Source organism: Salipiger pentaromativorans, assembly GCF_024721115.1.
GTDB classification, from domain to species: domain Bacteria; phylum Pseudomonadota; class Alphaproteobacteria; order Rhodobacterales; family Rhodobacteraceae; genus Salipiger; species Salipiger pentaromativorans.
Genome location: NZ_JAMDHK010000024.1, coordinates 1 through 21206, shown reverse-complemented (window position 1 = coordinate 21206; position 21206 = coordinate 1). Strand labels below are relative to the sequence as shown.

At 65.3% G+C, this 21206-nt stretch carries 18 protein-coding genes; 14 read left to right on the top strand and 4 right to left on the bottom strand.

Annotated elements, in window-relative coordinates:
* Positions 1–8: 8 nt before the first annotated feature.
* From M4578_RS23940 to M4578_RS23875, 14 genes are all read left to right on the top strand, one after another.
* A complete protein-coding gene (locus M4578_RS23940; protein WP_258095668.1) occupies positions 9–1124 on the top strand; it encodes a glycosyltransferase family 61 protein in 1116 nt (371 codons plus the stop codon).
* 287 nt (positions 1125–1411) lie between these two features.
* Positions 1412–2317: a DUF6473 family protein gene (locus tag M4578_RS23935; RefSeq protein ID WP_258095667.1), complete on the top strand. Its 906-nt coding sequence runs from the start codon at positions 1412–1414 to the stop codon at positions 2315–2317.
* A 28-nt stretch (positions 2318–2345) separates the two neighbouring features.
* Positions 2346–3536, top strand: coding sequence for a Stf0 family sulfotransferase (locus tag M4578_RS23930; protein ID WP_258095666.1), 1191 nt, complete (start codon positions 2346–2348; stop codon positions 3534–3536).
* 222 nt (positions 3537–3758) lie between these two features.
* Positions 3759–4748, top strand: coding sequence for a KpsF/GutQ family sugar-phosphate isomerase (locus M4578_RS23925; protein WP_258095665.1), 990 nt, complete (start codon positions 3759–3761; stop codon positions 4746–4748).
* A gap of 4 nt (positions 4749–4752) precedes the next feature.
* Positions 4753–5541 carry a 3-deoxy-manno-octulosonate cytidylyltransferase gene (locus M4578_RS23920; RefSeq protein WP_258095664.1) on the top strand — a complete coding sequence of 263 codons (789 nt, stop codon included), beginning with the start codon at positions 4753–4755 and terminating at the stop codon, positions 5539–5541.
* Positions 5542–5648: 107 nt separating this feature from the next.
* Entirely contained in the window at positions 5649–6497 is an 849-nt protein-coding gene (gene kdsA, locus M4578_RS23915) for a 3-deoxy-8-phosphooctulonate synthase (RefSeq protein WP_258095663.1), read from the top strand.
* A 40-nt stretch (positions 6498–6537) separates the two neighbouring features.
* Positions 6538–7407: a hypothetical protein gene (locus M4578_RS23910; protein ID WP_258095662.1), complete on the top strand. Its 870-nt coding sequence runs from the start codon at positions 6538–6540 to the stop codon at positions 7405–7407.
* Positions 7404–8531: a glycosyltransferase family 4 protein gene (locus M4578_RS23905; RefSeq protein WP_258095661.1), complete on the top strand. Its 1128-nt coding sequence runs from the start codon at positions 7404–7406 to the stop codon at positions 8529–8531. Before M4578_RS23910 ends, M4578_RS23905 begins: the two co-directional genes overlap by 4 nt.
* Complete coding sequence (locus M4578_RS23900) at positions 8528–9649, top strand: hypothetical protein (protein ID WP_258095660.1); 1122 nt, start codon at positions 8528–8530, stop codon at positions 9647–9649. The genes M4578_RS23905 and M4578_RS23900 overlap by 4 nt, the downstream gene beginning before the upstream one ends.
* A gap of 403 nt (positions 9650–10052) precedes the next feature.
* The gene (gmd, locus tag M4578_RS23895; RefSeq protein ID WP_258095659.1) at positions 10053–11066 is read left to right on the top strand and encodes a GDP-mannose 4,6-dehydratase; all 1014 of its coding nucleotides are present in this window, start codon (positions 10053–10055) and stop codon (positions 11064–11066) included.
* Between the two features lie 33 nt (positions 11067–11099).
* Positions 11100–13736 carry a glycosyltransferase gene (locus tag M4578_RS23890; protein ID WP_258095658.1) on the top strand — a complete coding sequence of 879 codons (2637 nt, stop codon included), beginning with the start codon at positions 11100–11102 and terminating at the stop codon, positions 13734–13736.
* Between the two features lie 18 nt (positions 13737–13754).
* A complete protein-coding gene (locus tag M4578_RS23885; RefSeq protein WP_258095657.1) occupies positions 13755–15512 on the top strand; it encodes an SGNH/GDSL hydrolase family protein in 1758 nt (585 codons plus the stop codon).
* A 150-nt stretch (positions 15513–15662) separates the two neighbouring features.
* Positions 15663–16604, top strand: coding sequence for a sulfotransferase family protein (locus tag M4578_RS23880; RefSeq protein WP_258095656.1), 942 nt, complete (start codon positions 15663–15665; stop codon positions 16602–16604).
* The gene (locus M4578_RS23875) at positions 16601–18028 is read left to right on the top strand and encodes a mannose-1-phosphate guanylyltransferase/mannose-6-phosphate isomerase (RefSeq protein WP_258095655.1); all 1428 of its coding nucleotides are present in this window, start codon (positions 16601–16603) and stop codon (positions 18026–18028) included. Before M4578_RS23880 ends, M4578_RS23875 begins: the two co-directional genes overlap by 4 nt.
* A gap of 236 nt (positions 18029–18264) precedes the next feature.
* On the opposite strand, the gene M4578_RS23870 is transcribed toward M4578_RS23875, so the two are convergent.
* The 4 genes from M4578_RS23870 to M4578_RS23855 form a co-directional block, all read right to left on the bottom strand.
* The gene (locus tag M4578_RS23870) at positions 18265–18597 is read right to left on the bottom strand and encodes a hypothetical protein (RefSeq protein ID WP_258095654.1); all 333 of its coding nucleotides are present in this window, start codon (positions 18595–18597) and stop codon (positions 18265–18267) included.
* Positions 18597–18914, bottom strand: a complete 318-nt coding sequence (locus M4578_RS23865; RefSeq protein WP_258095653.1) for a hypothetical protein — start codon at positions 18912–18914, stop codon at positions 18597–18599. Before M4578_RS23865 ends, M4578_RS23870 begins: the two co-directional genes overlap by 1 nt.
* Before the next feature lie 15 nt (positions 18915–18929).
* Positions 18930–20285: a DUF2793 domain-containing protein gene (locus M4578_RS23860; protein WP_258095652.1), complete on the bottom strand. Its 1356-nt coding sequence runs from the start codon at positions 20283–20285 to the stop codon at positions 18930–18932.
* 93 nt (positions 20286–20378) lie between these two features.
* On the bottom strand, positions 20379–21206 hold an 828-nt coding region (locus M4578_RS23855), incomplete at its 5' end, for a DUF4214 domain-containing protein (RefSeq protein ID WP_258095651.1).

The window sequence follows — 21206 nt, the reverse complement described above, 5'->3', positions numbered from 1 at the left end:
CGCATACGATGACCTGGTCCCTGTCGATGGAATGCGGTGGCCGCTCCCGGGACGAGACCGGCACGGCCCAGCCGATCTGGAGCGTGCCCGAATACAATTTCCCGACCCTGCCGACCACCAACATGAGCGGCGTCGGCCCGCAGATCGGTCGGATCCGGCGGGGGGCGCAGGATCTGCGTCTCTACCGGCTGCAAGATGTCTATGTCGGCACATGCGGCGTGATCTACGACCGCTTCGGGCGCATCTTTCTGCCGCATCTGGCCCCCTTCATCACGCCGGAGCTCAGGAACCTCCGGAATTTCGCCTATGTCCTGCATAATTACGGCATCACATTGCTGAGCGACGAAGGCGATGTGCAGATGAACGGCACCCCTTTCGAGGCCACCCGGAGCATCGAGGAGCCAGTGTTCATCGCCTCTTCCTACTGGGAACGCGCCTATACGCATTTTTTTCTCGAGCTGCTGCCCTCGATCCTGCACTACCGCAAACGGGTCGATCCGGACATCAAGCTTCTGCTGTCCGACAGCATCGCCGCCTCGCGCAAGGGTTTCCTGGACATGCTGGGCCTGAACGACCGGGTGGCGACCAAGGAAACGGACGAGATCGTCTTCGTCCGCGAGCTCTGGCTGACCGACTACCCCCGGCTCTGCGGCCCCGAGAATGCCGAACTGCTTCTCGAGGCCTTTGCGCCACAGTTCGATCCGGCCGTCCGCAACACCGAACCGCCGGTCTATATCGCGCGGCACGATGCATTTGCCTGGGACCGGAGACTGCTGAACGAAGAGGAGCTGCTGTGCAGGCTGCCGGAACACGGGATCGAGGTCTTCGTGCCCACGGGCCTGCCATTGGACCAGCAACTCGACAAGCTGTGGCGGTCGCGGCTGGTGATCGGCATGTATGGCGGGGCCGTTTTCAACCTGCTGCTGGGCATGCGGGAAAAGCACAGCCTGCTTCTCTGCTCCGAAAACTACAACCGTTACGATTACGACGGCCTGTCGCCCTTCTTCGAGCATCGCAGCGCCAAGCTGCTGTGCCGAAGTTTCGAAAGCCGCCGCGATGCAAATAACAGTCCAATCTTTGTCAACCCCGAGGCCTTCTGGGCCCTAGTGGAGAAACTGAATTGAGATCAGCAAACGAGCCCCCACTCCCCCGCCTCCGGACGCCGGGCCTTCTTTTCGGGACAGGGCAACTCCAGTCCTGACGCCCAGGCCGGCCGCACCCGCCGCAATCCCCGCATGACATTGGGTTCCGCTTGCAGGATATGAGACCGCTACGCTAAAAAGCTGCGAGAACTGCGCACAGGAGCTCAAACCGATTGCGGCGATGGCGGAAGGGTCGTGGCCAAAACTCATTTCGACGGTGGGCCGCGCTTCGGCCCGCTCTGACACGGCACCATCCAAACAGGAAGCCCATGTCCATACAACCGCCCGAAGTGGCTCCATTTTATACTTCTGAAACCCTCGAAACCGGCATTGTCGGCCCCTATCAGGGCACAGACCGCAGGATTGTCGACTACCAGCAGGTGATGCTGGCCGGGCATGCGTTCCGGGGGCCCCTGCCCGCGGCGATGTACAAACGGCGCAAGCTGACCTTTCTCGGGGCCGCACAGACATTCGGGCGCTTCACCCGGGTGCCCTTTCCCGACATCATGGGCTCGCTCTTCAATCTCGACGTGCTCAATCTCGGTTATGCCGGCGCGGGAGCGAGCTTTTACCTGAGCAAGCCGACGCTGCTGCAATACGCCTCCAACAGCGCCCTGACCGTGGTGCAGGTGATGTCCGGACGCTCGGCCGAGAACTCGATGTTCGCCAGCCCCGACGGCCGCAACACGCTGATCCGGCGGTCGGACGGAAAGCCGATGACCGACGCCCCGGCCTATCGCTGGGTGCTGGAGGAAAAGGGGCCGGAGGTCGCGCTCGAACTGGTGCGTGAAAGCCAGAAGCGCTGGGTCGAGGAAACCATCGAACTGGCCTCGAAGATCGAGACCCGCAAGATCCTGTTCTGGTTCTCGGTGCGGCCCGTCGAGTTCACACCGACGGCGGAGTCGCTCAAGGGGCTGATGGGCGATTTCCCGCATTTCGTGTCGCGCGAAATGATCGAGGAGGTCACGCCGCATTTCGACGCCTTTGTCGAATGCACCAGCAGCCGTGGCCTTCCCTACAAGCTGCGCGACAGGTTCGACAACAGCCTCGTGGACGTGAATTTTGCGGGTAGCCAGCGGAACTTCAACACCTACTACCCCTCCCCGGAAATGCATCTGGATGCGGCGATCACGCTGGAAGAGCCGATGCGCAAGATTTTGACGGCCAAGCGCTGAGCGTTGCCCCCAACCGAGAATGCCCTTTATGTTTGAAAAACTCCTGGACCCCTACAAGATCCTCGACCGGCTGGCCGTCACCAAGAAGCCCTGCACCATCGTGGCGGACGCGGATATTCTGGAAGCGGTCAAACACCGGCAAAGCGCCGAAGGGGCCCGCCTGATCCCCACCGCCCAGGTTCTGGGGGGCAAATCCTTTACCCCCCAGCCGGGACCCTATTTCGTGGTCACCGCGCGGGACGAACACAACGTCAAGCGCCGCCTGCGCAACATGCTGGCCCGCAACGGGATCTATCCGGAAATCTATGGCGCGCTGCACGATCTGGCGCCGCATGTGGCCTCCGAGCATGGCGCGCTGTCCAAAAGCGGCATGGATGCCGCCTATGAGGCGCTGCTGACCCAGCCCGCGTTTGCCATCGCCTGCACGCCGCGCTCGGGCAGCCAGCATCTGGCGCGCGAAATGCGCAACCACGCGCTGGGGCATCCGCTGGAGCACGTCCGCCCGCCGGTGATCGAGCTGATGAAACCGCAGATGGGCACGGAGCGCTTCGGCGGGTTCGACTTCGTGCACTGGCTTGCCTCCCTGGTGCGCTACGGCACGGAAAACGGCGTCTTCGGCACCAAGCTGATTTCGCATTTCCTGCGGGACATCGACACCCACGCCACCCCGTTCGAACGCGCCGCCTTCGATGCGTTCCTCAAGCGCCTGCCGGTGATCTACCTGCTGCGCGGCAACAAGATGATGCAGGCCCTGTCCCGCGACCGCGCCAAGGCCACGCGCAACTACCATCTCTTCGACGAGCAGAAGCGCGAGCAATACCGCGAAAAGAGCCAGCAGTGGGATTACAGCTTCGAGCGGCTCTCGCAGGAGATCCGGGCGCTCTACCAGGAAGAGCGGTATCTGCACGACCGGCTGTTGCAGACGGTCTCGCCCGAGCGGATGATGCTGGCGGATTACGAGAATCTCGACCTTTCCCAGGCCGTGGGCTTTGTCGAAACCCAGCTCAAGGTCACCGCCGGAAAGCGCCAGGAACAGCAAAGCACCAATGTGCTGCGCGACGACCTGACCAAATCCTATGCCGAGGCCTTCTGCCGGGATTACGCCGCCGCCTACAAAGCGGACGACCCCGAGACGCATCTGCCTCATCTGGTGAAGATCGACCCGGAAAGCTTCGATATCAGCGCCGTTTCCGAGCCGGATACCGTTCTTTTCCAATAACATCCAGGACGGTCGGCGGGCTGAATCCGCCGCCGGAATCATGTGCCGGACAGCATGCGCCCGTTTCTTGCGCGACCGCTCACAAATTGAGCAGACGCGCGCCGTTTTTGATCTCTACCTGTGGCCTTCCATTGGGAGCTATGCTAGCCAAACCTCAATTCAAGCGACCCGTTCGCCTTACGATCCTTATGCACAATCCTATATTCTAAAGGAGTCACTAGCATGTCTGTTGCCGCTGCGGAATCGGAGGGAGCAACCGCTCAGGAACCCGCGCTCGACGCGGCCCGTCGTGTGCTGACCATCGAGGCAGATGCCCTGTCTCATCTTGCCGCAAACCTGCCGGCCGATTTTGCCGGTGCCGTTCAGAAAGTCCTGACCTGCCAGGGGCGCGTTATCGTTTCCGGCATCGGGAAATCGGGCCATATCGGCCGCAAGATCGCCGCCACGCTGGCCTCCACCGGCACGCCGTCCTATTTTGTGCATTGCGCCGAAGCCAGCCATGGCGATCTCGGCATGATCACCCAGGACGATATCTGCCTGCTGATCTCGAATTCCGGCGAAACCGCCGAGCTGCGCGACATCGTCTATCATACGCAGCGCTTTTCGATCCCGATGATTTCGATCACCTCCAATCCCGACAGCACGCTGGCACAGGCGGCGGATTTCCGCCTGACCCTGCCGAAGCTGCCCGAAGCCTGCCCGATCGGCATGGCGCCCACCACCTCGACCACGCTGACCCTGGCGCTTGGCGATGCGCTGGCGGTGGCGCTGATGGAGGAGCGCGGCTTCGTCGCCGAGGATTTCGGCGTCTTCCACCCGGGCGGCAAGCTCGGCGCGCAGATGCGCCGGGTCTCCGAGCTCATGCATTCCGGCGACACGCTGCCGGTGCTCGATCACAGCGCCACCATGCAGGAAGTGCTGCTGACCATGACCTCCAAGGGGTTCGGCATCGCCGCGCTGATCGAGCATGGCAAGCTCAGCGGCGTCATCACCGACGGCGACCTGCGGCGCAACATGGACAAGCTCATGCAGAGCAGCCCGGCCGAGATCGCCAACCCCGATCCGGTGACCGTCACCGCCGACATGCTGGCCGCCGAGGCGCTGGCACTGCTCAACGACCGCAAGATCACCTCGCTGCTGGTGATCGACGAGGCCAAACATCCGGTAGGGGTCCTGCATATGCACGATTTCCTGCGCGCTGGAGTCGTGTGAACCCGTGAAGACCGTCATTTTCATTCCCGCCCGCTACGCCTCGACCCGCTACCCGGGCAAGCCGCTGGCGACCCTGCGCCAGCCCGATGGCAGCGAAAAGACCCTGATCCAGATGAGCTGGGAAGCCGCCAGCAAGATCGCCGGCATCGACGCGGTCTATGTGGCCACCGACGACGACCGCATCGCCGAGGCGGTGCGCGGTTTCGGCGGCGAGGTCGTCATGACCGCGGAGAGCTGCGAGAACGGCACCGCGCGCTGCGCCGATGCGCTGGAAAAGCTTGGCACCGAGCCCGAGCTGGTGGTGAATTTCCAGGGCGACGCGCCGCTGACCCCGCCCTGGTTCGTCGAGGAGCTGGTGGCGGCGATGCGCGCCGAGCCCGAGATGTCCATGGCGACCCCGGTGCTGCGCTGCGACCGCGACACCTATGACGCCTTTGTCGAGGACCGCAAGAACGGCCGCGTCGGCGGCACCACGGCGGTGTTCGACGCGCAGATGCGGGCGCTGTATTTCTCGAAAGAGGTGCTGCCCTATATCGACCCGGGCAAGCTGCCCGATCCGATCCCGGTGTTCCACCATGTGGGGGTCTATGCCTACCGGCCCGCGGCGCTGCGCGATTACGTTGCCCGCCCCGCCTGCCAGCTCGAAAATCTCGAGGGGCTGGAGCAGCTGCGTTTCCTCTATGCCGGCATTCCGGTGCGCTGCGTCGAGGTCTCGGCGCGCGGCCGGGTGTTCTGGGAACTCAACAACCCCACCGATGTGCCGCGCATCGAAGCGGCGCTGGAGGCGCTGTGACCGGCGGAAGCCCACCACCCGACCCGGGCGGGGCTGGACAGCCCCCGCTCCTGACCGCATGACTTTCACAAGCAAAACTTTTTTCTCCAGGACTGACTGGTAAACACATGACCAAAACCATCACCATTCGCGACATTCCCGTTGGCGGCCAGAACCCGATTTTCCTGATCACCGGCCCCTGCCAGCTCGAAAGCCTCGACCATGCCCGCATGATGGCCGAGAAGATCGCCGAGGCCTGCGCGCCCACCGGCACCAAATTCGTCTTCAAGGCCAGCTACGACAAGGCCAACCGCTCCTCGATCACCACCCAGCGCGGGCTCGGGATGGAAGAGGGGCTGACCATCCTGTCGAAGATCCGCGACGAATTCGGCGTGCCGGTGCTGACCGATGTGCATGACGCGGCGCAATGCGCCCCCGCGGGCGAGGTCGTGGACGTGATCCAGATCCCGGCCTTCCTGTGCCGGCAGACCGACCTGCTGCTCGCCGCCGGCAAGACCGGCTGCGCCATCAACGTCAAGAAGGGCCAGTTCCTGGCGCCCTGGGACATGAAGAACGTCGCCGCCAAGATCGCCTCGACCGGCAACGAGAACATCATGCTCTGCGACCGCGGCACCTCCTTCGGCTACAACACGCTGGTTTCCGATTTCCGCGGCCTGCCGATCATGGGGCAGACCGGTTACCCGGTGGTCTTCGACGCCACCCATTCGGTGCAGCAGCCCGGCGGCCAGGGCACGACCTCGGGCGGCCAGCGCGAATTCGCCCCGGTGCTGGCGCGCGCGGCGGTGGCCGTGGGCGTTTCGGGGCTGTTCATCGAAACCCACGAAGACCCCGACAACGCCCCCTCCGACGGGCCGAACATGATCCCGGTGGATCTCATGGGCAAGCTGATCGGCCAGCTGAGGGCGCTGGACGATCTGAGCAAATCCCAGGACCCCATCCTGCCGCTTTCGGCCTAAGATCCCCCCAACCGGCTTTCAGCAAAGGATTTCCGAAACCATGCAAGAGACACACGCGACCCGGCCGATGAATGACGAGAGCATCGCGGCGATCGCCGAGCAGGTCAGTATCCTGATGCAGCTCGACCGCACCCGCCACCACGTCGGCACCCAGATCGACATGAAGGTTCTGGGCAATGTGCCCGATTACATCGCCTCGGTCTTCGAGGAAAACAATGCCATCGGGTCGGCCCTGACCCCCGAGGAACTCTACAAGCAGGTCAACAAGCGCATCTCGCAGATCCAGGCCCAGCTCTACCTGCTGCGGCTGGAGATCGAGAACCGCTTCGAACAGGATCCGGCCAAGATCTACGAGGACCCGCTGGCGATCTCGGCCTATGGCGAACGGCTCGAGACCATGACCCGGGTCACCAAGAGCTTCGGCTTCGAACCCTCGGTCCTGGCCTTCGGCTGGCATCCGCTGGAACGCTCCGACGGCAATGTGCACCGCTGGATGCGCCCGGGCGACGTCTCGGTCGCCTGCCTGCCGCATCTGGGAACGGTCGATCAGGTCGTCGAGATCTCGGGCAGCGTGCTCGACACCGAACAGCTTGCCGGGCTGACCATCCGCGCCGGCGAGACGGAAGCCGAGATCATCCCCAACGAGACCAACCCCACGCAGTTCACCGCGCGGCTGGAGCTGGAAGGCGAGACCCTGAAATCCGCGAATTACCTTCCGGTCGAATTCGTCATGACCGATTTCCGGCAGCCCAACGAACGCGACACCCGGCTGCTGGGCGCCAATATCTCGCGCTTCACCTGCCGCCCTGCCCGGCCGGACAGCGAAGAGGCCGAAAGCGCCGCGCCCGAAACCGGGGACATCAAACCGTTTGAACTGGAAACCGATCCGGAACAACAGGCCGATACATGAAAATTGCAGCTCTGTGCGATTTCCCCTACTGGGAAGCCAATGTCGGCACCGCAATTCGTTACGAGAGTCTCTGCCAGTCTCTCAGCACCGTCTGCGACCTGACGGTGATCAGCAGCGTCACGCTGCATGGCAAATACAGACCCTTCGCCAACCAGGCGCCTTATACGCTGATCGACCGCAAGCACCTGAAGGATCTCGACAAGACCCAGGGCCTTGCCGACATCCCCGGCGTGCGCCCGGACCGTCAGATGACGGTCCGGAGCATCAAGCATTACATCGAGAGCAACGGGTTCGACGCGGTCCTGACCCCCTATTTCAACCGCAAATGGATGATCGAACATCTCGCGCCGCAGATCGTGCGCATCATCGACACCCATGACTGCCAGTCCCAGCGCACGCGCTCCTTTGCCATGCACGGGCTGACCCCCACCTTCTCGATGACGCCGGAAACCGAGGGCGCCGAGCTCGACTATTACGATCTCGCGATTGCCATGTCGGACGAGGATCAGGCGGAATTCGTGAAGATGACGCAGATCCCGATCGTCACCGCGCCCTTCCGCCTGCCGGTGCGCAACATCTACCGCAACAAGACCTCGGCGCAGGATCTGCTGTTCATTGCCGCCAAGAGCGACGTGAACGACATGACGCTGGCCTATCTGCTGCGCGAGGTGATGCCGCTGGTCGGTCGGGAGACCAACCTGCATATCGTCGGCAACGTGACGGTGCCCGAGTTCCGGCCGTCCAACACCAACGTGATCAACCACGACCGGATCGAGGATCTGGCGGACATCTACAGCCAGGTCGATCTGGCGCTGAACCCGACCTATGCCGGCGGCGGCGTCAAGACCAAGACGCTGGAAGCGATCTGCTACGGCGTGCCGATCCTGACCTCGGACGAGGGGGCCCGCGGCATGCGCCACCTGATCCCCGATCCGCTGATCGCGAACGACAAGGAAACCTTCGCCTATCAGATCGGCGCCCTGCTGGGCGATTACCGCCAGCGGATGCAGCTTTCCAAGCAGATCATCCAGAATGTCGTCGCCGAACCGAGCGAAGCCTGGACCGAGCCGTTCCGCCACATCCTGGCGGCCGTCCGCGCCGAAAAACTGGGGGCCGCCGCATGAGCATGCCAATCGAGAAAATCGTCTTCACCGGGGATTTCCTGCGCCCGTCGGTGGCCGCGCTGCGCCCGACCCAGCACGAGAACATCCACTGGCTCGCGAAGCTGCTGGAAGTGCCGGTGCAGATGGCCACCGGGCTGCCCTGCGAGATCGTCCATTGGGACAACAACTGGGTCAACCAGTCCCGGCTGGACCGCAACGCCGTCGCCTCGATCTACGAGATGTTCTGGCAAAAGCCGACCATCCACAACTGGCCCAAGCTCTTCGCCGCCGAAACCCTGCCGGGCATGGTCGAGGACATGTTCCTGCGCTTCTTCGGCAACAGCCTGGTCATCGGCTTCGAGATCCCGCCCTATCTGGTGCATTTCCTGAACCGTCACGACATCGCCTTTATCGATTGTTCGCTGTCGCCGGTGCGCTTCCTGGACGATCTGCTGTTCGAAGCCAGCGCCAGCAGCCCCGAGATCACCGAGGCGATCCGTGCCTACGAGGTGCCCGAGGCGCTCATCCGCCTGCAGGCAGGGGTGCTGTCCTCGAACGTGGCCAAGGCCAACCCGCAGCCGCCGCGGCCCAACAGCCTGCTGCTGATCCTGCAGACCAGCTTCGACAAGGTGGTGATCGAGAACGGGCGCTTCACCACCGTGCTCGACCATTACGACCGGCTGCTGGAGATCGCCAAGGATTACGACCATGTGCTGATCAAGGAACACCCGCTGGAGCCGCAGAAACAGGTGCTCGCCAAGCTGCAGTCCAGCCTGCCCGACAACACGGTCACCACGGACAACTTCTACCGCCTGGTCTCGCATCACAACCTCACCGGCGTGGCGGCGCTGTCGTCGAGCTGCGTGCTCGAGGCGCGCTATTTCGGCAAGACCGGGCATTACCTGATCCCCGGCTTCTCGCATGACAGTTTCTCGGTCGGGCTCGAGGGGATCAATATCGGCGATGCCGTGCTCATGCCGGATTTCTGGCGCGACGCGCTGGCCCCCGCGGGCTGCGAGGTCACGCCGAAAGACGGGCTGCATCTGCAGTTCAAACCCAACCGGTTCCGGCAGCAATTGCGCAATGCCTGGGGCTACAACCAGATCGACACCGATATTCCGGTGCGATGGGCGACATAAGGAAAGGCGCGGTCACCTTCCCGGCCAGAAGCGACATTGCACACAATTCCATTGTACATCGGCACGCCTCCCGGCTCCGCCTCGTCTCTGCGGCCGGCCTTGCGAAACATCCCCGGCGGGCCGCTGCAACGGCCGCCTGCCGGACGGCGCGACACTTTCATGACACAGTCCATCCGGAAAGCCCCGCTCATGACGCGCCACCGCGCCTCGCCCCGCCCCGTGACAACGCTCCACATCGACCTGCGAGAGCCCTTCTGCCACACCCGCCCGGCCGGCGCCGGGAGGCTGTTTTCCTATGTCGTTGCGCAAAAAATGACCCGAGGGTATCACCCTTCCGGCAAGACGGCCCTGCACGACCGACCGGGGCGCATGTCCTGGTGACCAAATAAAGGCGACAAGAAACATGAAAACTGCGTTCATCACAGGTATCACCGGCCAGGATGGGGCCTACCTGGCGAAACTTCTCGTGGACAAGGGCTATGAGGTGCATGGCGGTGTGCGCCGGATCTCGCAGCCCGAGAGCCCCCGGCTGGAAGCCCTGGGCGTTGCCGACAAGGTGCATCTGCACGAGTTCGACCTGACCGAGCAGAACAACATCTTCCGCACCATCCGCGACATCCCGATGGACGAGTTCTACAACCTCGCCGCGCAGAGCTTTGTCGGCGCCTCCTGGGAGCTGCCGGTCTACACTTCCGAAGCCGACGGCATGGCGGTGGTGCGCATCCTCGACACGCTGCGCACCCTGCGCCCCGAGACCCGCTTCTACCAGGCCTCGACCTCCGAGATGTTCGGGCTGGTGCAGGAAGTGCCGCAGAAGGAAACCACCCGGCTCTACCCGCGCTCGCCCTATGGCGTGGCCAAGGTGCTGGGCCATCACATGACGATGAACTTCCGCGAGAGCTTTGGCCTGCATGCCAGCTCGGGGATCCTGTTCAACCACGAGAGCCCGCTGCGCGGCAAGGAATTCGTCACCCGCAAGATCACCCTCGGCCTCGCGGCGCTGGCCCGCAGCGGCGACAAGCCGGTGGAGCTGGGCAATATGGACGCCAAGCGCGACTGGGGCTTTGCCGGCGATTACGTCGAGGGCATGTGGCGCATGCTGCAGCAGGACGAGGCCGACGATTACGTGCTGGCCACCGGGGTGACCACCACGATCCGCGATTTCTTCACCTTTGCCGCCGAAGAGCTGGGCATGGATCTGGACTGGCAGGGCGCGGCCGAGACCGAGACCGCCACCGACCGCAAGACCGGCAAGCAGGTGATGAAGGTCAATCCGAAATTCTACCGCCCCGCCGAGGTCGATCTGCTGATCGGCGATCCCTCCAAGGCACGCGACAAACTGGGCTGGGAGGCCAGGGTCGATGTGCGCGGGCTGGCACAGATGATGGCCAAGGCCGATTACGACGCACTCGCCTGAGCCCTTCACGCCCAGCAACAGGACAGCATCCAGATGACCACCGGCGCCTCCCTGACCTCGACGCTCCGTGCCACCGCACGCCGCCTGCTGAAAGGTCCGATCGACAGCAACGGACACCAATACCATGGCCGCTACCGCGGCCATGTGGACGGGCTCTCGGAAGAGGGGGTGATCCGCGGCTGGGTCATCTACCGCGACAGCAAGAAGGGCCGGGTTCCGATCGGCCTCTATGCCGGCGACACGCTGCTGGACGCGGGCATCGCCGATGCGATCCGCGAGGATGTGCGCGCCGCCACCGGCGGCGAGGCCGCCTGCGGCTTCCAGTTCGGCCTGTCCGAGACGCTGTACCAGAAGATCGCCCAGGCCGACGGCCATGTGAGCGTCCGCACCCAGGGCGAGAATGGCATCGAGCTCGGGGCGCTGCAGCTCACCGTCGATGACAGCAACCCCAAGGTCGATGACGACGACGTGGCGCGCTGCCGCCACGCGCTGCAACCCGAGCTGACGGCGATGCTGGAGCTGCTCGAGGACACGCCGCTGCCCGAGGGCCCGCTGCCGCAGGTCGAACAGCCGCTCTTCGAGCGCCACGGCACCATGTTCACCACCGACCGGCTGATCCCCGAGATCCCCGAAAGCGGCCAGCCCGCCTATCTGGATTACGTGCGCTACCGCTACCGGATGGACGAGCATTACGCCGTCGAGAAGGGGCTCGAGAGCCAGGACCGCTATCTCTACTGGTATCTGACCGCCTATCGCGGCCAGGAGAAACGCCGCATCCCGCTGTCGCGCGGGCTGCTGGATTATCTCAACGCCCCCCTGGTCATGGCGGGCCAGACCTTCACGCTGAGCCGGATCATGTGGTGGCGGCTGTCGGGCCGCGCCGACATGCTGTCGCAGATGAATCTCAACGATCGCGACAGCTATATGAACATCCTGTTCTGGTGGGCGCATCAGGACGTGACGCATATGTATTTCGAGGATTGCCTCGTGCCCGACCGCTTCGCGGATTTCCTGCGCGGCGTGCATCCCTCGCGGCGGCTCGATGCCTATCCGCTGAGCTATTTCACCGAGCGCTACTTCCTCGACAGCCCCAAGCTGCATTTCCTCGATCCCGGCGCGACCGAGGGCCGCAAGACGCTGGTGCTGGCCATCCTGCTGCACGCGGCGATCCGGCCCGACCTGCTGCGCTACGTGCCGCGCAACCTGATCGACAAGCTGCTGGCGCCCAATCCCGAAAACGAGAACGAGGCCTCGGATTTCGAGCTGTTCCTCAACGGGCTGAACAGCCTGCCCCTCCCCTCCGGCAAATCGGCGAAACCCGGGGACGCGGAGAGCGAGGACGAGAGCGACGCGGACGCGGACGAGACGCCGGAATATATCCGGATGCCCCGCGACCGCTATGCCGCGGCGCTGCGCCTGAAATTCTTCGATCTCGACAGCTATTCCTTCCTGACCCGCGACCGCGAGGGCAACCGCTTCGAGGCCGCCGCCCTGCCCCTCCCCGACCCGACGCGCGAGACGGTCGATGTGCAGCTCATCGGCCCGCTGGCCAAGGCCTCGGGGCTGGGCCAGGCGACGCGGCTGTCCGCCGCCATCCTGCGCGAGACCGGGCTCAATATCCGCGGGGTGGATTTCGATCTCGACAACCCCGCGCCCGAGGGCTTCTCCTCGGACACGCTGATCGAGGATTACGGCCCCGCCAGGATCAACCTGATCCATCTGAACGCGGAATCCACGCCGCTCGCCTATGCCTATCAGCCCGATGTGTTCTCGGGCCGCTACAATATCGGCTATTTCTTCTGGGAGCTGGATCAGCCCGCCTATTGCCACTACCTCGGCATGGAGATGCTCGACGAGATCTGGGTCTCGACCGAATACGGCGTGCAGATCTACCAGCCCGATTCCAAGGGCAAGCCGGTGGTCAATGTCGGCATGTGCTATGAAGAGATCGACGATATCAGCCGCGAGGAGGCCCGCGCCTATGTGAAGCGCCGCTTCCGCTTCGACGACAGCCATTTCGTCTGTCTGGTGGCCTTCGACAGCTTCTCCTTCGTGCAGCGCAAGAACCCGGTGAGCGTGCTCCGCGCCTTCCAGAAGGCCTTCGAGGGCGTGCCCAACGCCCGGCTGGTGGTCAAGACGCAGAACCGCGACAGCGTCTTCGATCCGGTGCAGGTGCAGCTCTGGGACCGGGTGGATTCGATCATCGTCAACGATCCGCGCATCGTGGTGATGAACGAGACGCTCAGCTACCGGAACCTGCTCAAGCTCAAGGCCGGGTCGGACTGCTATGTCTCGCTGCACAAGTCCGAGGGCTGGGGCTTTGGCATGATCGAGGCCATGGCGCTGAAGGTGCCGGTGATCTGCACCGCCTATTCCGGCAATATGGATTTCTGCTCGGACGAGACCGCCTGGCTGGTGGATTACGAGGAGGTGCCGCTGAAGCACGGCGATTACATCTTCGTGCGGCCGGAGTCGAAATGGGCCGAACCCAGCGTCGAGGATGCCGCCCGCCAGATGCGCGCCGCCTATGACGATCCCGCCGCCCGGCTGGCCAAGGCCGATGCCGCCTATGCCTTCATCCGGGAAAATTTCTCGGCCCAGGCGATCGCCAAGCGTTACGGAGGACGGCTGCGCGAGATCCTGGCCGATCTGGACAAGCAAGGCGCCTGACCGCTCATGAGTGCCGCCATGCCCCGCAAGCGCCTGATCGTCCATCTGGGTTACCACAAGACCGGCAGCAGCTCGATCCAGCAATGGTTGCAGGACCATGTCTCGGAGCTGAAGCCGCATCTGGCCTGCTACAACCTGGTCGATGGCAGCGCGAACCCGCTGAAATTCGCCGCCCATGCGCTGAGCATGGGGCGGATCGGGCCGGAGGAGTTCCGCCAGCGCGCCGAGGAATGGGCGGCGGAGTTCCGCACCCTGCCGCAGCCGGTCATCTGCATCACCGACGAGGGGCTGCCCGGCCTGCCGCTGGGCTCGCTGACCCAGGATTACCGCGAGACCGGGATCTATCCCAAGGCGCCGCTGATCGTGCGGCTCATGGCCGAGGCCTTTGCCGAGTTCGACCCGGTTTTCGTGGTCTTCGAGCGCGAGGCCGAACCCTGGCTGAAATCGGTGCACAACCAGATGTTCAAGCAGGGCTGCGTCGCCGAGGATTACTGGAGCTTCATCGACCATTACAAACCCGAGGTCGACTGGCCCGCCTTCCGCGCCGAGCTGGCGGCGGCGGTCGAGGCCGGCTCGAAGGGCCGCGGCAGCCTCGTCGCCTGCGGCTTCGAGGAGGAGTTCGCCAAAAGCGCCGTGCGGGACATGACCTTCTTCCGGCTGCTGGACATCCCCGAGGCGCTCATGGCGCGCTGCCGCCCGCAGCTTGCCCATATCAACCCCTCGGTGCCGCTGGTCGCGCCGCCACCCGCGCGCCTGCCGGCGCTGGTGCTGGGCGGTGCGAATTCGATGCAGCAGGGCGGCTGGGTCAACCTGCTGCGGCGCTATTTCACCCAGCTCGTCGAGATCCGGAACCTGTCCTCCGGCGCCGGCACCACGGCGATGGGACTCTATCGCTTCCTCAGCACCCCCGACCGCGCGCCGGGGGCGGCGGTGTTCTGGGAATACGGCGTCAGCGAATACCACCATCTCAACGGCGGCCAGCCGCTCGACAGCCTGCTCTACCATGTGGAATGGCTGATCCAGCTCTGCATCCGCGAGAACCGCCCGCTGATCCCGGTGCTGATGTGCAACCGCACCCAGGTGGGCCGCGCCGACGACCCCTATGTGCCGGCGCTGCGGCGGCTCTTCGCCTCTTACGGCGTGCCGATTCTGGATGTCCCGATGCTGCTGACCGTGCTCGCGCGGGGCGAATACCGCCCCGACGAATGGTACAAGAACAACGTGCTCTACAAGACCGACACCCCCCTGCCCGAGCGCGTGGCCGAATATGCGATGATGATGCATCGGCAAGGCCGCCCGCCGGTGCAGCGCCCCGAGCGGGCGGCGCATTTCGACCCGCTCGATCTGAGCCTGAAGGTCCCCGAGAACGCTCCGGCATCGGTGTTCGAGAAATTCTCTCCGCCCATCTCCTTCGTACCCTTCGGCGACGGGCCCGAGATCGCCCTGTCCGGCCGGGCGCTGGCCGCGATGATCGTCACTTCCGGATCGGGGCCCGCGATCGAGGTCGATCCCGGGACCGGCGACAGCCCGCCGCCGCTGTCGACCCAGATCCAGAGCGGGCCGGGCGTGCCCGAACGGCAGTTCCGGCAGATCGTCCTGGGCAATGACCCGCAGGGACTCGCGGTCGAGGGCGCGTTGACCATCCGCCCGGTCGCGGGCGACACCCAGCCGCGCGTCCAGACCATGTTCGTCTGGGAGCCCGCCGCCGCACCCGACCAGCGTGCCGACAACGGGCTCGCCGCCGTCCTCTGCGAAATTCCGCGCAACCGAGACTGATGTTCCGACGATCCGCGTTTTCCCGCGTTGCGCGCACCGCCTCGGGGCTGGCACAACCGGCCTGCAACGGCTTACCTTGCAACAAGCCGGGCGCATCCGGGCCGGCGGCCCGGGCGCAGCGGCGCTCTGACCCACGGAAGGCAGGCCACGATGGCAGTTGACCCCAAGGATCTCACGAAGGACGAGATCGTCCAGGCCTACCGGCTGCTTCTGGCGCGCGTGCCCTCCGATGCCGAGCTCGCGCGGATGCAGGAGCGCAAGCACAGCTACAACAGCCTGCGGCAGAGCATTCTGAGCTCCGAGGAATTTGCCCGCAAATACGAGCGGATGCAGAAGACCGCCGCAGAGCGCCAGACCCCGACGCTGATCCATCTGCACATCCCCAAGACCGCGGGCACCAGCCTCGCCCGGGCGCTGAAGGACGAGCCGCTGCTGCTGCCCGCCCGTCTGGTCAACGATGCCAGCCTCGAAGAGCTGCGCGCCCTGCCGCGGGTGCAGCGCCAGCAGCTCCGCTACATCCACGGCCATCTCAGCATGGGCGCGGGCGAGGCGCTCGGCACGCCCTATCGCTATCTCAGCGTCATCCGGCGCCCGGGGCCGCGGATCTTCAGCTTCTACCAGTATATCTGCCGCACCAAGACCCATCCCACGCATGAGCTGCTCACCGAGCGCGGCATGAGCTTTGGCGAGTATCTCGACTACAGCACCACCGAGATGCCCCACCGGCTGGAGCTCGACAACGGCCAGATCCGCCGGCTGTCGGGCAGTTTCACCCATAAGGGGCTCGGACAGGAGCGGCAGATCCTGAAGACCGCGCTTTACAACGCGCTGGCCCCCAACATGATCTTCGGCTTCGTCGAGCATTTCGGCGCGCTGCTCGGCAGCCTCGTCGCCGAGGGCTACCTCTCTTCCGCCGATATTCCGAAACGCAACGTTTCCCCCAATTCCGATCTTTATGACAGCGCCATCGCGGCCCTGACCCCCGGACAGAAAGACATCTTTGACCGCTACATTGCCTGGGACACCTATTTCTACGACGTCTGCGAAGCGCTCCTTCTGCCCCAAGCCTCTATAAAGGATCCCCAAACATGATTACCCCCATCCTTCTTTGCGGCGGCTCCGGCACCCGTCTGTGGCCCCTGTCGCGGAAAAGCTATCCCAAGCAGTTTACCGATGTGGTCGGCGACCTGAGCCTGTTCCAGGCCTCGGCCCGGCGCTTCACCGGCGAGGGGTTCGGCGATCCGGTGGTGGTCACCGGCAATGATTTCCGCTTCATCGTGACCGAGCAGCTCGACGAGGTGGGGGTCACGCCCTCGGGCATCATGATCGAACCCGAAGGCCGCAACACCGCGCCCGCGGCCATCGCCGCGGCGCTGTTCGCCGCCAAGGCCAATCCCGACACGCTGATCCTGCTGGTGCCCTCCGACCACGCGGTCGCCGATCCGCAGGCTTTCTGCGACGCGGTCGCCAAGGGCAAGGTCGCCGCCGACGAAGGCCGGATCGTCACCTTCGGCATCGCCGCCACCCGCCCCGAGACCGGCTATGGCTGGCTCGAGGCCGGCGCCGAGACCCACCCCGCCGTGCATGCGCTGACCCGCTTCATCGAGAAGCCCGACGCCGCCCGCGCCGAAGAGCTTTTCGCCGACAAGAAGCATCTCTGGAACGCCGGCGTCTTCCTCGCCTCCGCCCAGACCCTGATCGCCGCCTTCAAGACCCACGCGCCGGAAATCTATGCCGCCGTGGAGGCCGCGCTCGAGGCCGGCGCCGAGGATCTGAGCTTTACCCGGCTCGACCCGGATCTCTGGGCGCAGGTGCCCGAGGATTCCATCGACTACGCGATCATGGAAAAGGCCGAGAACGTCTCGGTGGTGCGCTTCGAGGGGCATTGGTCGGACCTGGGCGGCTGGGAATCGGTCTGGCAGGAATCCGAGCAGGACGAAAACGGCAACGCGCTCTCCGCCCATGCCACCGCCTTCGACTGCGAGAACACGCTGCTGCGCTCGGAAAGCGACGAGATCGAGCTGGTGGGGATCGGGCTGAAGAACACCGTCGCCGTGGCGATGCGCGACGCGGTGATGGTGGCCGACATCTCGGAAAGCCAGAACGTCAAGAAGGCGGTCTCGGTCCTGAAGGCGCGCGGCGCCAAGCAGGCCCAGCATTTCCCCGTCGATCACCGCCCCTGGGGCTGGTACGAGACGCTGATCCTCGCCGACCGCTTCCAGGTGAAGCGCATCCATGTGAACCCCGGCGCCTCGCTGTCGCTGCAAAGCCATGTGCACCGCTCGGAACACTGGATCGTGGTGGCGGGCACCGCCAAGGTCACCGTGGGCGACGAGGTCAAGCTCCTGGCCGAGAACCAGTCGGTCTATATCCCGCTGGGCGCCGTGCACCGGATGGAGAACCCCGGCAAGGTGCCGATGGTACTGATCGAGGTGCAAACCGGGTCCTATCTCGGCGAGGACGACATCATCCGCTACGAGGACAAATACGCCCGCGGCCAGGGCGCGAAGGGGTGAAAGACCGAACCGGCAGCATCGCTGCCGGCAAACCCTCCAGTGGAGGGTTTGGGTCTTTCACGGGCGGAGCCCAGGGCTTCCTGAACCGGCAGCATCGCTGCCGGCAAACCCTCCAGTGGAGGGTTTGGGTCTTTCACGGGCGGAGCCCAGGGCTTCCTGAACCGGCGCCTGTGACGCCCCCCATCCGACCTGCCCCGTCAGGGGCCGGCCCTCGTTTCGGCCGGGGGGGGACAGCATCACTCCTCCGCGCCGGGCGCCGGCCAGCCGATCTCCGGCAGCGCCGCCAGCACGCTTTGCGGCGGGGCCTCCGGATCGCGCGCCTGCATCTCGAACACCGTCTCCCAGACCCGGTCGCGCCACCGGGCAAAGGCCCGCGCCTCTGCCTGCCAGGCCGCCTGCCCGCTCATCGCATAGGAAATCAGCCGCTCGGCCGAGCCATAGCCCCGCCCCGCCGCCACCGCGGCCAGATGCGCCTCGACCGCGGCGCGCACCGCCGCCCGCCGCCGGGCGGCCCCGGCGGCGGCCTTCATCCCGGCGGTGACGATCCGGCCCGTGTCGATATTGCTCATCAGACCGCCTCCTCTGTGGCATCCGGGGCGGGCAGCGTCACCGGCCCCTCCGCGGTGACCGCAAGCGGCGCGGGAAACAGCGTCTCCTGCGGCGCCTGCCCGCCATGCGGCAGGACCAGCGGCACGGTCAGCTCTCCCGCCGCATCGCGCTCCACATCGCCGGCGATCCAGCCGCAGGAGATCGCCGCGCAGGGCAGCGTCGCCCCGGCAGACAGAACCGAAAAATCGAAAGGCTCGCCATTGATCGTCAGGACATCGCCCGCGACCGACAGCGCCAGCGCATCGTCGCGGCGCATGGGGGAAAAGGTCAGGATCATGATCGGCATACTCCCTCAGAACCAGCGCCCGACGGCGAGCACATCGACCTGGGCCGTGTCGCCGGGCTGGAAATCGGTCAGCCCGGCAACGCGCCGGACCCAGAGATCGGCATAGCTCGCCGTCAGCGCCTCGCGGCTCATCCCGGCCAGCTCGGCGATGTCCGGCGTGGCATTGGCGATCAGATCCGCCCCCCAGAGCTGATGCGCCGTCAACGGCGCGGCGGCAAAGACCGCCGGAAAGCTCCAGCGCGCCCAGAGCCCGGAACCGTCCGCATAGGCCAGGCTCAGGCTGGCCGAACAGATCTGGGTGCCGTCGGCGAGGCGCAGATACTCGCCGCTGGCGTTGCTGCCGCGTTCGGCCAGCGCCCCGGTCGGGACCCCGGCGCTTTCCGACACCGTTCCCAGGATGCTTTTCTGGGTGAAGAGCTCGACCCAGTCGGTCCAGCTTGCGCCGGTGTCGAAAGAGCCGCGGCACCAGAGCTTCGCGCCATTCGCAGAGACGAAAAGCTGCTGGATGCGGCTGCCGCCGGTGCCGCGGAACACATGCAGCGTCGACCCGTAGGGATTGGCCACCGGGCAGTTCAGGCCCGAGGTGCTGAACCGGTAGTTGAACCCCGCCACCAGGCAGGCATTGGCGTCATTGTCCGTCGCTGCCGCCCCCGAGGCGCTGCCCAGCCCGAAGGCGGGCACCGTCATCAGCTTGCCGGTATCGGTGTCGAACATGCCGCCCTGCACCGCCGCGCCGCTGGCCAGGCCGCTGGCGGCATCGAGGCTCAGCGCCGTGGTCCAGGCGCTGCCATCCGCAGACACCTTGATGGCGAAATCGTCGCTGCCCGCCGCTCCCATCTCGGCGCGCCCCGACCAGCCGGTCTGGAACAGCAGGCTGGCCGTGTCGCCCGCCGCCGCCTTGTTGATCTTGAGCTGATGGCCCGCGCCCTCATGGCTGAGCAGCGTCGCCGGGGCCGCCACCGCCAGGCGGTTGCCGGCATCGGCCGCGCTGTTGATCCCCAGCATCGGCGTGGCGGTCGGCCCCGGCAGATCCTGCCAGGCACCATCCTGCCAGACCGTCTCGGCCGGCTCGTCGAGCACATAGGCGCGCCAGCCCGGGCGCGGCTCGAAGAACCGCCAGACCAGCCCGTCCCACAGCGCCAGCCGGTCCGCCTGCCCCGACCAGGCGCCGCTGGCGGCGGCGGGCAGCAGATAGCGCGCGCCGGGCGGCGGATCGGCCGGCGGCGCCGCGAGGCTGCGGCTCGCCACGGCGAGCTGCACCACCGCGTCGAGGATCTCCAGCGCCTCGTTATGGGTGACGTGTTTCTGTGCCTGCGCGCCCGCGAGATAGGGCAACGACAGGTTGGCCGAGAGATCGGACATGAAAGGGCTCCCTGCGCTCCGAAAGACACCGGAACGATAGGAGGCCCCGCTTAACCCTTCCCTGCCCGACCGCGCGCCGCCGGCGCAACGGGCTCAGATCATCATGAGCTGATGCGTCGCCAGCATCGCCAGATCCATGTCCTGCAACACCAGGCTCGTGCCGTCCGCGGTCAGCACCAGATCGTCTCCGACCTCGCGGAAGGCGGCCAGAATCTCCGGTTCGCCGGCCAGGCTGAAGCCGGTCAGCTCCAGCGTGTCCCAGGGCTCGAAATCGGCGATGGTCACGCTGTCGCCCGCCGCGATGACGAAGGTGTCGGCAAAGGCGCCGCCCACCATCAGATCGCTTCCACCGCCGGAAGAGAGACGATCGTCGATCGCATCGACCCGCATCCAGAGCTCGAAATCATCGGCGGTGGCGATCTGGAATTCGGTGCTCTGGGCAAAGCCGCGCACCACCTCGGTCCGGCTCATGCCATCCTCGAGCCGCGCCACCCAGCTTGCCAGCCCGGTGGCGTCGGGCGCGCGGTCGAGCACGTTCCAGTACAGCAGCGTGACAAAACCCTCGTTGTCGAGACTGCCATAGGTGTTCTGGAACTCGGGGCTGTTCACGAACCCCGCCGCCACGTCGAGATAGCTCATCCCGTCGGCCAGCCGCGTGCTCCAGTTGGAGAACCCGCCGAAATCGGGATCGCGGTCCAGCGTCGCCTGATAGAGCCGAAAGACATCGTCCCCCCAGGTCGATACGGAATATTGTTCGGCATAGAGCTGCGCCGCCACCGTCGTCTCGGCGATGAATTCGGGGCTTTGCGAAAAGCCCAGCACCACCTGCGCCCGGCTCATGCCATCCTCGAGCCGCGCCACCCAATTGGCGAGCCCGGTGGCATCCGGGTCGCGGTCGAGCACGTTCTGATACAGCAGCGT